Consider the following 14,551-nt stretch of genomic DNA (forward strand, 5'->3'; position numbering starts at 1 on the left):
GGGCGTTTAGCGCTGCACTCGCACGCTGCGTCCACCTTCATTGATCGCTTCCTCGCCATTGGAGTGGATGAGGACCTGACGCCATTCCATGATGCCCTCTAGCGGGAACATCGCGGTGGTAACCATGCGGCTGCCCGTGCGCTTGTCGACCGATGTCCAGGTGAAGGTGCGCTTGACGGCATCCCATTCACCATCAGCCACCGCTGGAGGAATCTTGTTGGTGGGCACCATGCGGGACTTGAACACCCCGGTCACGGGATCACGCGTTAGGACGGTGGTATTCAAGATGGGCCGGGAGTAACCGGGCTCCATGTCGATCTTGGTATCACGGGTCAACTCCTGGCGCTTCTCATCCCACATGCAGCTGAGGCGCATCCGGGCGTTGGGGCGCCCATAGATCGTCCCCTGCCACTCGCCGGCATAGAGTTGGAGCGCCTGGGCCGCCGGGACCGGGGCCATTGGAGGAGCATCCGGGAGCGACGGGGGGCCTTTTGGTTCAGGCAACGCTGTTGGGGCTGGTGCAGGAGCAGGCGTGGGCGCGGAGCCCACAGGAGCGGTTGCCATCGCGCCTGGCACGGTATCCGGTACCGCGACGGCCCGGGAAGGCTCGACATTGGCGGCCTCTTCAAAATGAGGCCGGAACGCCAGCAGATAAGTGACACTCCCCGCCACCCGTGCGAAAACCGTCCAACGATTTTGATGCGATTCGCACAACGCCGGAAGCGAAACGCCAAACTGGTCCCCCGTGATCTTCGTTTCCCCTGCCTCGGATGTCATGGTGGGGCAGTCCAGCTTCAGCAGATAGCCTTGCGAAGGCAGTTCGCTGGCCAGAGAGATGCTGACGTTCATCTGGGGAGAGTTCAGCTTGATCGAAGGTTTTTCCTTCGAAAGCCGTGCATCGGGTAGGTTGGCCCATGCAGTCCCCGTCTGCTTGGTCATGTCAGTGAAGGTCTGCCACTCGGCATCGCTCCAGAAAAGTTCGAGAATCCCGCCACCCATCACCTTGGGACGAATGATGTCGGGCCGGGTGTTTTTGATGTGACTCCAGAAAGTGCTGGAGGGCACCGCGCCTCCCACCATCCGCAAATCGGCGGACTTGTACTGCTTGGGCAGTCCCGGCTGGTCGATCCAGGAAGGGCGCGAAGAGATCGGATTCAGGAACACTGTGCAATAGCGGCCCGATCCTGCGCCGGACTGACAAACCAGAGCCGTGACCGTCCGAAGGGCGCTGTCCCAAGCGTGCGTCACTTCTGGGCTCTGCTGGCACGCCACATCCCCGACCTTTGGCCCCTGGCTGCTCACCGGCGCGGCCCCGGTCACCATGGCAGGATTTTCCAAGGTGGTCAGGCTGTCCTTTAGCGAATGCCCCGCCATCGCCCAAACGCTGAGCTTCACTTCGGAATGGAATCCATCAGCAGTACGGGCAGACTTGATCCGCATGGAGGGGCCAGGAGAACGGTTGTCCTGGGTCCCCATCATGATGGCCCGGCCGCCGGCCCCGCTGAAATTGGGATCGATGGCCTGCGCTCCTTCTGGAAGGATGAACCCCTTGTCCACCACCACGTCAGCAGCGGCGCTTGATCGCCACTGTTGCAACTTGGCTGAAAATTCCGCTTCAGAAAACTGCGCGCCATGCTCGACGAGAGGCCGGCGGCTTTCCAGGATGACCATGCGGTAGATGATGACCGGGATGTCATCGAAGGAGGGCCCCACCTGGGTACCCCCACGATATACCTGGGCTTGCAATGCTCCGGCACCGGACAGCATCGCCAACCCAAGACACAACACAACCCGGCGGAGAAACTCCCCGGGGGTAAATCTTCCTAGGGTGAGAGAGCGTGTCAGCTTCATGCAAGAAACGACCGCAAATGAGCGACGACGGCCCCTGTCGTCAAACGCTATTCAGCACAATCCGCGCTGCCTTGCCAGCAAGGTGACCTCTCAGACGTCTTCGCCTGCCAGGCAATCAGTCAAGCTGCCTCCGACCAAGTCACCCGGCTCGCTGCATTCAAGTGCCCAGCAATCGCAGGAATGCTCTGTCGGACAAACCACAATTTCTCCACCACTGGTCCGTTGAGGACGAAGGGGTAAGAGTTGGGATGCCCCAGTGCACGGGACATCTCGTTGGTCAGGAGACTGAGTTTCACCCAAGCGTTGATGTCTTCCAGGAAGAGTCGCGCCTCACGCTTGGGCACCCGCGATCCCAGGACCTTCAAATCAAACTTCTGAATCGCGAACGGCAGCTGTCCGCCTTCCAACCCATAGGTGCGCGCCACATGCACACCCTCATGCAGGTGCAGGAAGTGAGCAAAGGTCTCCGCCCAGTCCTCCCACGGGTGCGCTGATGCATAGGGGGTGATGCAGTTCTGGTTCCAATCGAGCCTCGCCCCTCCCCCATAGTACTGGGTGAGACTGTCACCATAATCCACTTGCTCGTCTCCGAAGCGCTCCCGGAACGCAGGCAGCCACGCGGGGTCGGATGCCAGCAGATCCCAGTAGTAGTGAGCCAGTTCATGGCGCATGTGTCCGGCCAGAGTACGAAACTCCTCCCCCAACTGCTGCCTGACCAGTTCGCGAGAAGCGGCGTCGGCTTCATCCACGTTCAGGGTGATGACGCCATTCTCATGCCCAGTGATGACGGGCGCATCCCCAGGTGGGGTCTGCAGAAAATCAAAACACACACCTTCCGGTGCCAGCAACTGAGACACCAGAGGGATGCCCAACCGCTGCAACTGCGAAGCCACCCGCCGCTTGGCGGCCTCCGCCTGGGCCCACTTGGCATCATTGCCGGGAATGTTGATGTCTGGGTAGGTTCGGGTCAGCAAGCAGGATTGGCATTGGTTGACCGGCTCTCCGGTAGGGATCATCCAGTTACAGCCGAGAACACCACCGCGATGCTCACAGGCGCGGTAGTGCCGCTGTTTCAGCGCAGGATCGCCGCTGCGGTAGTTTCCTGAAGAAGCATCCTGGGTGAACGAATGGATCCGCCCCGTCTCCGGAACATATCCCAACAAGCGCCCGCATCCGACACAGGCGGTGTTTTCAAAAAAGACGATGGTACCACACTCGCACGTGGAGGGAACCGCTGCAGGGCGCTTGGGAAGGTTGAAGAAAAGCATGCCAGCCCATGGGCACAGGGCATACCAAGAGCACTCACCCTATTTCGAAGGCTCAGCATGAAGCGATTGTGCGATGAGGCAGGCTGTCGTTCAGAGCAACAAACATGCGGAATGCACTTCCCTCGCGCCTCCGAGCAGGAAAATCGCACGAGGCACACCCGCGGCCCCTATCAGACCTGATCCTTCGACGGCTGAGTTGGCCGCAGGTTTAAAAGGACATAGACAAGGATCGACTGGACCAGTTTCACTTCACTTTCAAGACCACTATGGAATCTCCAACTGGTAAACCAAAACAGCAAGATTCCGTCAATGGTTTCGTTCTCGGGCGGATGAAATTTTCTGCTTCGCTTGTCTTCCTAGTTTGTGCGGTAACGGCCGCTGCCGCGGCGGCGGCTGACAAGCCGCGCAATGTGCTGCTCATCATGGCGGACGATCTGAACACTTCGCTGGGATGCTATGGACACCCTTTGGTGAAATCTCCGAATATTGACCGGCTGGCCAAGCAGGGGGTCCGGTTCGAGACCACCTACTGCCAGTATCCGCTGTGCAGCCCAAGTCGCACCTCCCTGCTCACCGGACGCAAGCCCACCGCCACCGGAGTCCTCACCAATCCTGGAAGAAGGGCGGATACGGATGAACCCAACGCACATCCCCATTTTCGTGACAAGGTTCCCGACACGGTGACCCTGCCGCAGTTGTTCAAGAACGCCGGCTTCTTCACCGCGAGAGTGGGCAAACTGTTCCACTACGGTGTGCCGGGTGAGATCGGCACCAGTGGATTGGACGATCCACCATCCTGGCAGCAAGTCATCAACCCCAAGGGCGTGGACAAGGAGGTGGAAGATGAGATCCACACCATCGCGCCTCCCAATGCCAAAGGCCCCGGACGCTTCGGCGGCACCTTGAGCTGGCTCTCCGTCGCCAATGACCGGGGAGAACATGCGGACGGGATCGGTGCTGCGGAAGGCATCAAACTTCTGGAGGCGCACAAGGACAAGCCCTTCTTCCTGGCCGTAGGATTCTACCGGCCCCATACGCCCTATGTGGCACCGAAGAAATACTTCGACCTGTATCCTCTCGACCAGATTCCCCTGCCCTCCACTCCCGCCGGGTTCGCGGAACAAACTCCCAAACCCGCCATCACCACGAAGAAGAATGAGGAGGAGATGACCGACCAACAGCGCAAAGAGGCCATCCAGGCGTACTATGCCGCCACCAGCTACATGGATGCCCAAGTCGGACGACTGCTGGATGCCGTGGAGAAGCTGGGGCTGGCCAAGAACACGGTCATCGTGTTTGCGAGCGACCATGGTTATCACCTTGGTGAATACGGCATGTGGCAGAAGCAGAGCCTCTTTGAGCAATCGGCGAGGGTCCCCTTCATCATCTCCGCACCGGGCGCGGCCCGCAATGGCACGTCAGTTGAGACCCCCACCGAACTGCTCGATCTCTATCCCACCCTCGCGGATCTGTTCGCGCTTCAAGCGCCCGACTATCTGGATGGCAAGAGCCTCACTCCTCTGCTGGAAGGCACTGCCGTCTCCGTCAAGCCAGCGGCCTTTACCGAAGTGCGCCGGGGCAAGATGACCGGATACGCCGTGCGCACCTTCATGTACCGCTACATCGAGTGGGGCAAAAACGGGGCGGATGGCGTGCAACTGTATGACATGGCGGCAGATCCCCTGCAGACGCGCAATCTCGCCAATGATCCCGGCCTCGCCGAAGCCAGGGCGGAAATGCACGGGATGATCGAGGAGAACTGGCCGGAGTAGGCTCCAGGGGCGGCAGGTCGAAACCGCCATCATTTCGGCCACCTGCGCTTGGAGCTCGCCGGGATCACCCATCCGTCAATCCTCGTCTGAAGCCCCACGGGTAACGAAAGCGACACTTTCGCCACCTTGCCTGTTGCTCCAGACGAGGCACAAATTTTGCTACCATGAGCCCGGCGTCTTCCCCCTCAGCATGATGTCGTTCCCACCTCCTTTCTGGACCCCTTTGCGGTTGTGGTTGCGTCAGCATCGCTCTTTTTTCCTCTGGTTGGCGCTGGTAGGATTCATGGCCGGATTCTTCGTTTTCCGTTACGGAGAGCTACAGATTGCCTGGTTAGCAGTGCTTGGGGTGGTTCCGCTCCTGGTTTCCTACCGGAAGCGGGTGGGCCACATCCTGGTCTCCCAGCCCCTTCCTGCCGTGGTGCTGGGGGGAGCCGTGGTCATGCTGGTGACCTCCATCCTCATGCTGGATGATCCCCTACCAGACCGATGGCAGGTCATGGCCGCTCTTGCGAACCTGGTGCTGCTGGCGGCGTTTTTTGCCATCCCGACGCTGGCCATCGCCAGACGCAAGTTCCGGCTCTCCCGCATGCTGAAGACGGTGGTCGTTGTGGCCGCTGCCGCCACGCTTGTGAGCTTCATCGTGCACTATGGCATCCGTCAGGCGGTCTTCCCCATCGAGCGCTTCAAGAACGTGCTGGTGTACTCGGACGGGTTAAACCCCGTGCTCACCGGGCTGTCCTGCGGATTCGCTGGCGTGCTGTCCCTGGGTCTGGCCCGCCGTGCGGAGACTAGCGCGGGCTTCTGGGTTTGGTGGGGCACCTCGGTCATTCTCATGGCCGGAGTCTTCTATTCCGCCAGCCGCAGCGCCATGATCGCAACGGCGGCCGGCACTCTGGTGATGGTCCTCACTGGTCCCAAATACAAGCGCTGGCTCCTGGCAGCCCCCCTCGTCTTGGTAACCATGCTCTACGGCACGGGTTTGGTAGGAGCCAGCACGGGCCCCCTCGGCCCCGTGGTGGATCTCGTCAAACGGGGTGACTCCGGCCGGATGGCCATCTACAGCGCCATCAGCAAGCGGATGGTGGAGCCGGCCCACGTGTTTCTTGGACACGGCCTTTGGACTCCCGAATCCCTCCCTCCGGAGGAGGCGGGCTCCCTCGCCTTCCATGCTCACAGCATGTATGCCTCCACATTCTACCACAGCGGGCTCCTGGGAGCGGTCTGGCTCTTCGCCGTACTGGGGCTGGGCCTGGAGCGGGCGTGGTCGGTCTGGTGGCGGTCTGGCGACGCGGTCTGGCTGGGGCTGCTGGCCTTCGGCATGGTAGGCCTCCTGTGCGATGGCACCATGCCCTTTCGCGTGATGACCATCACCCGCATTGAGCCGGTCTTGATCCTCTTCCCTCTGGCCGTATCCAGCGCCATGGCCACCACTCTGGAGAGAAACCGACGCCGTGAAGAGTACCGTCAGACCATGCCCATGGCAGTCTCCTCACTGGTGGATGAAGCGGTGCCCGTGCCGGTGAGGGTTCGTCTGGATCAAAAGGGGTAACGCTGCCTGATGAATCTATCTCAGTCCCCGTCCCGGTGCACCGTGGCTGGGGAGAATGCGGGCAGACAGACAGCGATGTACTCCGCCCCCTCCGGCCCGGGACTGCTGTAGCGGATCCACTCACCCGCGTTGACAACAATCCCCTGCCCTGCGGACACATGCAGGATGCCAGCGCGCGTTTCCACCTGAAGGGTGCCCTTCAAGACGACTGTGTATTCATCGAACTCGGGGGTCTGACCGGGCTCGCTCCAGCCCTGGGGACTGACCATGCGGGCGATGCTGACCGCCGCGGTTCCGGTATTCACATGGCCGACATACTCCTCGATGATCTTGGGAGGGTGGCCGACGGCTTCGATGCGGGTAGGATGAGAGATCAGGTGCGCCATGGGATGAAGGATAAAGTTTTAACACTCGACGGATCAATCCAGAATCGCCCCGGCGGCCAGTGCCAGTGTGACCTCAGCGGCGGAGACGCTCTGGCAGACGGAGGCATTCTGCCCCGCCCACAGGGGTGAAAAGTCACTCACCCCCAGTCGGCTCCCCTCTGCCCGCAGAGGAGCCAGGGTGTTGCCAGCCAGGGGAAACTCGGGCACAGAGGCATGGAGAGGCCCCAGTTCGCTCATGATCCGGTTCACAATGCTGCGGGCCGGACGGCCTGTGAAGAGATTCGTCAACGCCGTGTGCCGGGCCCCTGGGCCGGTCAATGCCTGACGGTGCTGGGCACTGATGCGCGCCTCAGGACAGAGAAGATAGGCGGTGCCCGATTGCACGGCGGCAGCCCCCAGATCCAGCGCCGCCTTTACTCCCCGGGCATCCACAACGCCGCCCGCTGCGATCACCGGGACCCTCACCGCACTCACGATCTGAGGCAGCAGCGCAAAGGTGCCCATCTGGAGGGTGAGGTCATGGGAAAGGAAGTGCCCGCGGTGACCTCCTGCTTCCAGCCCTTGGGCAATGATGCCATCCACTCCCTGCTGCTCAAGCCAGCGGGCTTCGTCCACCGTCGTCGCAGAACTGATCACCCTGGCACCCAGCTTCCGCACGCCTTCAAGCAATGCTGGCTCTGGAAGACCAAAATGAAAACTGACCACGCGAGGACGGAATTGGGAAAGCACTTCAAGCTGCGCTTCGCCAAAGGGCTCCCGCTCCCCTTCCCGACGTACCGCAGGCTCCGCCAGCCCGAGCTCATGGAAATAACGCCGCAACAGCGCACGCCAGGCCGTTTCCCGGAATTCATCAAACACAGGCCGGCGGTGCGCGAAAAAGTTCACATTGTAAGGCTGGGCAGTGCCCTCGCAGATCTTCTTCAACTCCGCGCGCATGGCCTCAGGGCTGAGCAAGGCACAGGGAAGCGACCCCAAAGCCCCGGCGTTGCATACAGCGATGGCCATCTCACTCCCCTGGGCACCGGCCATGGGAGCCTGGATGACAGGAAGCTGGGTTCCCAGCAGTTCGCGGAATGCGGCAGTGGACATACTCGAGAGGTCTATCTGAAACCGCGAAAAAAGACAAGGGGAGGAAACGGCGACAGCCATCTCCTCCCCTGGTGCGTGATCAACTTGAAGACGGGAATTACTTCACCGGAGGTGCCGCTGGCATGGTGGCCATGGGCAGATGCGGCATAGGGTTGGCCTGAAGATAGCCTTCCACGTCTCCCGTCACCACCACTTGACCCCACATGATCATGGCATGCCCGGGGAAGGTGCAGACGAACTCGTAGTTGCCTTCCTTGTCAGGTGCCTTCAGCTGAAGCTTCTCCTTCTGCCCAGGCTCCAGCATGTGAGTGGCGTCCAGGACTTTGAAGTCTTTTGGCAGATAGGCGCGGCCTTTCTTGTCCTTGTCGTTCGGGGACATCGTCATGGCAGCCATGCCGATGTTCAAGTGCTGATCCGGCTCCACCACCACCAGGTTGTGGGGCATGACGTCCGTGTTCTCAAAGAGGATCTCGAACGGCTTGCCCTTCTCCACCACGATGCGCTGGGTATCGAAGCGAAGCTGCTCATGCACCGTCTTGATGACGAACACGCTCACGCCCAGGCTACGCAGTTCTTTGCGCAAACCCGCGTTCCCAGCCAGCGAAGCCAGCTCCATGCCGAGCTGGTTCAACTCGACAAAGTCCTGCTCTGCGCGCCGTTTGGCATCCACGGATTTGGCATAGTTCAGCACGCCTTGAGCGAGTTCACCGGCAGCGGCCTTGTCCCAGCTGGTCCGGGGCAGTTGCGCCATGGCGCTTGCCACGGCCGCCCGCTCACGACCTTCTTTCAACTCGTTAGCCAGCACCTTGAAGCCCGCCTCAGCATTCTGAGTCCCTGTCAGGGGGAGAGCCAGGATAGCCGCCTTGCGCACTGCACCTTCTGTTTTGGCATCGGCCAGCAGAGAGGTGAGCTGGGGGTAGAAGGCAGCCCGCACTGCAGGGTCCGTCACCAATGCCAAACCGGAGACCACCGCGAGGCGGGACTTGGCATCAGTTGAGGCAACCCAGACATCATCCGCCTTGCGATCCTTCATGATCAGGGTCGCCCAAGCGGTACGGCTCACGGCTGGCATGCGAGCGCCTTTGGCAAGTTCCGTGACCTGAGGGATCACTTTTTCCAGACGCGCAGCCGGAGTGGCCACGAGCATCTTGCCAAGTTCCGTGGCAACGGAGGCATCTGCCCCATCCTTGCCATCCAGGGTCTTGATCGCGTTGACCAACTCCGCCACTGGATCTGTGTTGCGAATGCGGGCGAGTTCCTTCAGGAATCGGTCACGCTTGGCGAGATCGTAGCTCTTGCGTTGCAGCTTCGCCACCAGCACGGCTTCCACCGCGGGCTGGGCGTCGAGCTCTTTGTCATCCATGCGGGTGATGAGGGCGGCAAGCACTGCCGGTTCGGCAGGCAACACCTTCTCCTTCGAAAGCGACTGCAGCTGGCGGAGAGTCTCCTTCAAGCAGTAGTCGAGATAGTAGTCGGTGTCGTACTTGAGGACATCGTAAGCAACATCAAGCGCCTTGGGAACGTCAGCGCCATTGAAGAAGCTGGCGGCGCGTACGGCTTCCAGCCTCACTCGGGGGCTGGGATCGTTGGCAGCGGCCTTGAGGAGCTCCAGGGCCTTCGGAAGGCGATCGCGCTGATAACACACCACACGTACCGCCTGGGCACGGGCGCGGGGTTCAGGAGACTTCAGCACCGTGGCGATCAGCTCTGGATTCACCACGTTGTGCCACTGGTGGACCCAGAGGGCTTCCAGGATGTGGTGGGCATCTTCCACCTTGTTCGGGTCAAACTGCTTCACCCATTTCTGGGTCGCAGCGATGACCTCTGCCGTGGCATGCTTGTGCAGCTCGATCTTCGTGCGGGTGCGCACGTCGTTCTCCGGTTCCTTGAGCAGGTCGAGCAGCTTCTCCACTGGCTCGCCGTCGATTTTCTTGGGCTCCAGCAACGGACGCCCTTCATAGGTCACGCGGTAGATGCGGCCATGGATGTTGTCACGGTTGGGGTCACGCAGGTGGTGCTGCATGTGCCCGATGATCGAGTTGCTCCAGTCACTAAAGAACAGAGAGCCATCCGGAGCCACCGCAGCGGCACTGGGGCGGAACTTCTCGTTGTCCTTCGGCGAGCTCTCCACCAGCGTGGTGAGTTTCTCGCCATTCCAGTCGTACTCGATGTTCTCGCCCTTCAAGCCGGAGCCCTCCTCGGTCATCTTCACACGGAAGATGCCATGGATGCTGATGACGTTGAGATTCAGGAAATTATCCTTGAACCCCTCGGGGAAGTGGCGGCTGCTCAGGATGGTCGTGCCGGCGCAGGGGCGGGACGGGCGATTCCAGAACTGCTGATAGTTGGAGTGCTTGCCTTCGCTCAAGAAACCGCTGAAGCCGGGTCCGTAGTAGTTGGCATTGCCGGTAGCGTCCGTGATGAGGTCGTTGCCCCAATAGTCGAACACGCGACCATGCGGGTTGGCGAAGCCGTAGGCGGCATAACGCTCGAACTTCCCGGTCTGGGGTTCGTAGCGGTAGATGGCACCATCCGTGTTGCGCACGGGACCTGCAGCAGTCTCAAGCTGGGTGCGGTGGAACACCCCATCCGAGCAGTACACGGCACCGCCGGGCTCATAGCACATGGAGTTGGTCTCATGGTGGGAGTCGGAGGCGCAGAGGCCGGTGAGCACGCGTTCTACTTTGTCGCCGCGGCCGTCGCCGTCCGTGTCACGGACGAAGAGCAAGTCAGGGGACTTCATCACCAGCACGCCGTCCTTGTAGAACTGGAACCCGGTGGGGCAGTTCAGATTGTCCAGGAAGGGAGTGCACTTGTCCGCCTTGCCGTCATTGTTGGTGTCTTCAAAGACGAGCAGGCTGTCACCTTTGGTGCTCGTGGGTGTGCGCTCGGGATAGTTCGGCCAGACGGCCACCCAGAGACGGCCTTTGGTGTCGAAGGCCATCTGCACGGGCTTGATGAGCTCCGGGAACATCTTCTCGTCCGCAAAGAGCTGCACCTTGATGCCCGGAGGCGTCTTCATCTTGCTGATGGACTCCTCACCGCTCAGGAAGGTGTGCTTGCCGTCCGGCAGGTCGCCGGGCTTGTTGGTCTCCACCGGCGTCACGGTCGGCAGATTGGAATCATCTGGCTTGGCGTCCTTGCCCTTGGCAACCGACCAGATCACTTTGTCGCGGTTCGCGGTCAGCACATCGCGTACGCTCATCTCCTCCTGCATCACCTTGTAGTTGGAGAGGTAGGGTGCCGGAGCGTTGCGGTCGTTGACAAATCCACCTTTGCCCGGCTGGTAGGCCAGGGCGGAGCGCCCGCCATACACGTTGTAGCCATCCACCGTGCGGTAGCGGTTGTGCCATGCTTCATTGCGGTCCACCACCGCGGCCCGCAGCTTTTCCAGCCCGTCCAAGGATGGTGCCTTTTCTCCGAAAAGAGCTTCGAAGAAGGCGGGGGCCAGCGCTTTGTAGCTTTCGTCCTTCAGGTGGATGCCATTAAAGGTCAGCGGGGTCTTGGACTCCGCAAAGAGCTTCTGGGAGATCTTGTAGAGATCTACGAACTGAACCCCTTCTGCAGCCGCCACTTCAGACATGGCTGCGGTATAGTTCTGAATGTTCGTATTGTTCTCGCCTGGATCAGGAATGTTGGGATCCGTCTGCTTCTCCGCAGCGATGGGTGAGACCAGCACAATCCGAGGCGAGCCTTTGCCGCTGTAGTTCTGCGCTTTGGCGTCCTTGAGGAACTTCTCCAGGTTCTTCTTGAAGGCATCGATGCCCTCGTAGCCCTTGAACGACTCGTTGAATCCGTAGAAGGCCAGGATCACATCCGTGCCTGTCTTCCCCAGCCATTCATCCCGTGTGCCAAAGTTGTCCACCCGGTGCCAAGTGTTCACCTCATCTCCACCGAAGGAGAGGTTGCGCATCACCAGGTTGTCCTCTTTGAACCGGCTGTAAATCAGCGTCTCCAGCCAGCCGAAGTGCTGCATGCGATCTGCGAGCGTGTTGCCGAGGATGCTGATGTGATCGCCGGGCTTGAGTTCCAGCCGGGCGGGTGCCTGGGCATGCAGCCCTCCGGCCATCGCCAGGGTGAGCAGTGTGGTGAACAACGTGGGTTTCATGAACTTGAGTAAGGAAGACTCCGGCAAAAAAGGCCGGACACATTTTACGGAGTTTGCAGCATTATTTGTTCAGTCGATTCCAGCCGGGCAATTCAGAGCCACCCCGCCCCATCCCTGAGCAAAGCTCACAGGTAATGGAGTGAAGGACGGCTCTGGGACTGGAATTTCCTGCACACATGGAGAGAATGACTCTGAAGGAGGGCAAGCCTCCGGCCATTTCCCCACCCGGTGCGCGGGCATGAAAAAGGGCGACGAGAGCTTCAATGGCACCCGTCGCCCCGATTGGGACAAAGAAATCTACCGCCGGGGGTTCCGAACTGAAACACCCGCCCGCCAGGATCAATCCACCGCCGCTTCCAGCACGCCGGTTTCGTAAGGCTCGTCCAGGTTCACATCTTCCACCGCATGGCTGGGGTCCACATTACCACTGCGGAACTGCAGGTGATAGAGACGTTTGTAGAGCTCGCAGCGCTGGAGCAGGTCGTGGTGCGGCCCGACATCCAACACATACCCCTTGTCCATGACCACGATCTTGTCGGCCTCCAGCACGGTGGAAAGACGGTGGGCGATGGCGATGACGGTCTTGCCCTTGGCCAGGGTCTCAATGGCCTCCTGAATGATCTTCTCACTCTCGGTATCCAGCGCCGCCGTAGCCTCATCCAAAAGGAGGATCGGGGCATTGCGCAGGATGGCGCGGGCAATGGAGATGCGCTGTTTCTGACCACCGGAAAGCTTGTTTCCGCTGTCACCCACGATCGTGTGGTAACCGTGCTCCTGATCCTGCACAAAGTCGTGCACGTGGGCCTTCTTGGCCGCCTCAATGATCTCGGAGTCGGTGGCGTTCAGACGGCCATAGCGGATGTTGGCCTCAATGGTGTCGTGGAAAAGGAAGGTGTCCTGGCTCACCACACTGACGTTGTTGCGCAAGGACTCCTGAGTCACCGAACGCAAGTCGTTGCCATCAATGCAGATGGATCCGGTGTCGGGGTCATAGAAGCGCAAGAGCAGGGAGAACAAAGTGCTCTTGCCTGCGCCACTGGGGCCGACCAGGGCGTAGAACTGACCCGGCTCCAGCTCGAGATTGACCCCCTGCACGGCAGGTTGCATCTCCCCTTCCTTGGTCTTGTGGAGCTTGGTCTTCTTCTTCTTTTTCTTCTTCTCGACCTCCTCGGGGGTCGGCACGTAGGCGTACGGGGAGGCTTTCTTCTCCTGAGCCCGGTAAGTGAAGGAGACGTCCTGGAAACTCAGGGCGCCCTTGGCGTTCTTGAGCTTCTTGGCATCTGGAGCGTCCTTGATGTCGGGCTCCCTCTCCATGATCTCGAAAAGACTGCTCGTGGCCACCACCGTCTTCTGCATGAGAAGCTGGATGCGACTGAGTGCCTTGGCATGAGGATAGATCTGGGTCAGCGCCATGGCGATGACGAGGAACTCCTTGGCCCCCATGCCACGCTGGGAGGCGTAGACCAGGCCCGCGGCAAGCCCCAGGGATGCAGTCGTCTCCACGATGGGACCCACGATTTCCAGGGCCTTCGTCCAACGAATGATGAGCTCCTGCATGCGAAGGGCCGCACGCTTGAACTTGGACATCTCATAGTCTTCACGGGCATGAGACTTCACCACGCGAATGCCGGCGAAGGTTTCGTGCATGGTGACCATGAGCATGCCAGCTTCCTCTTCTTCCTTGGCCCCCGCTTTGCGGACCTTGCGCCCGACCGCCATCACCGGCCCAATACAGAGGGGGAATACGATGAGGGATGCGACGGTGAAGAACCAGTCGTAATAAAGCAAGGCGGCAAAGATGGCCAAGATGGCGGCAGGCCTCTGCACCAGATCCTGGGAAAGCGTCACGACGTTCTGCTGGGCCACGCGCGCCTGGTTGAACACCACCTGAATGAGGTCTCCCACCTTCGCATGGGTGTAGAAGCTCAGGGACTGCCTCAACAGCGAGGCAAAGACCTCATTTCGCAGGTCATACAGCACCCGGTTCCCCACCCACATCAGGCAGTAGTTGGAGAAGTAAGTCAGCATGCCGCGCACAAAAATGAGCAGCGGGATGAGGGCGGAGAAAAAGACGATGAGAGGAATCTCCTGCGGCTGCTCCTCCGGCATGCCCAGCATGATGGGCATGCCCGTGGCCGCCATCATCTCAATGTTGGGCTGGGACCCGTCCACCTTGTCCGGGAACCAGTGGCTGACCCACTTGGCGGGATCCACCTGGCCGACGAAGGGGATATGAGGCTTCTCCATCGCCTCCCCGGGCAGCACCACAGAGAAGATGATTTGGAACCCAATGATCATCACGGCATTGAACAAGCCAGAAATGATCCCAAAGAATGCCCCCGCGACGAACCTCCCGCGGTAGGGCTTCATGTAACTGAAAAGCTTGCCGTAAGCCTTGGTGGCCACGCGAACCACTTCGCGTGTGCTCATTTGGGAAAGCTGTTTGCGGCTGATCTTGTGAGAATCGGACATCGGGGAAGGTACTGTCTCACTGTCTCCGGGGAGCCAGGGGGGTGAGCATCGCCCCT

The 14,551-nt window shown here is 60.4% G+C and carries 8 protein-coding genes; 2 read left to right on the forward strand and 6 right to left on the reverse strand.

The genetic code is table 11. The features are described 5' to 3' along the window. Nucleotides 1–6: 6 nt before the first annotated feature. A complete protein-coding gene (locus tag BV106_RS29750) occupies nt 7–1,713 on the reverse strand; it encodes a hypothetical protein (RefSeq protein ID WP_265596210.1) in 1,707 nt (568 codons plus the stop codon). Between the two features lie 257 nt (nt 1,714–1,970). After that, on the reverse strand, nt 1,971–3,119 hold the full coding sequence (locus BV106_RS29755; RefSeq protein WP_051946488.1) for a putative zinc-binding metallopeptidase: 1,149 nt from the start codon (nt 3,117–3,119) through the stop codon (nt 1,971–1,973). Nucleotides 3,120–3,448: 329 nt separating this feature from the next. Between BV106_RS29755 and BV106_RS29760 the strand changes: the two genes are divergently transcribed. Beyond that, on the forward strand, nt 3,449–4,891 hold the full coding sequence (locus tag BV106_RS29760) for a sulfatase (protein ID WP_038170910.1): 1,443 nt from the start codon (nt 3,449–3,451) through the stop codon (nt 4,889–4,891). 283 nt (nt 4,892–5,174) lie between these two features. Continuing rightward, entirely contained in the window at nt 5,175–6,440 is a 1,266-nt protein-coding gene (locus tag BV106_RS29765) for an O-antigen ligase family protein (protein ID WP_038170913.1), read from the forward strand. Nucleotides 6,441–6,460: 20 nt separating this feature from the next. Here the strand turns inward: BV106_RS29765 and BV106_RS29770 are convergent, their stop codons facing one another. From BV106_RS29770 to BV106_RS36460, 4 genes are all read right to left on the reverse strand, one after another. Further along, nucleotides 6,461–6,826: a cupin gene (locus tag BV106_RS29770; protein WP_038170915.1), complete on the reverse strand. Its 366-nt coding sequence runs from the start codon at nt 6,824–6,826 to the stop codon at nt 6,461–6,463. 33 nt (nt 6,827–6,859) lie between these two features. Next, the gene (locus BV106_RS29775; protein ID WP_038170917.1) at nt 6,860–7,915 is read right to left on the reverse strand and encodes a nitronate monooxygenase; all 1,056 of its coding nucleotides are present in this window, start codon (nt 7,913–7,915) and stop codon (nt 6,860–6,862) included. A gap of 97 nt (nt 7,916–8,012) precedes the next feature. Continuing rightward, nucleotides 8,013–12,023, reverse strand: coding sequence for a PVC-type heme-binding CxxCH protein (locus BV106_RS29780; protein WP_038170920.1), 4,011 nt, complete (start codon nt 12,021–12,023; stop codon nt 8,013–8,015). Between the two features lie 339 nt (nt 12,024–12,362). Continuing rightward, nucleotides 12,363–14,495 (reverse strand): ABC transporter ATP-binding protein, encoded by a 2,133-nt coding sequence (locus BV106_RS36460; RefSeq protein ID WP_051946490.1) that lies wholly within the window; start codon nt 14,493–14,495, stop codon nt 12,363–12,365. Nucleotides 14,496–14,551 lie beyond the last annotated feature (56 nt).

Source organism: Verrucomicrobium sp. BvORR106 (assembly GCF_000739655.1).
Taxonomy (GTDB): domain Bacteria; phylum Verrucomicrobiota; class Verrucomicrobiia; order Verrucomicrobiales; family Verrucomicrobiaceae; genus Verrucomicrobium.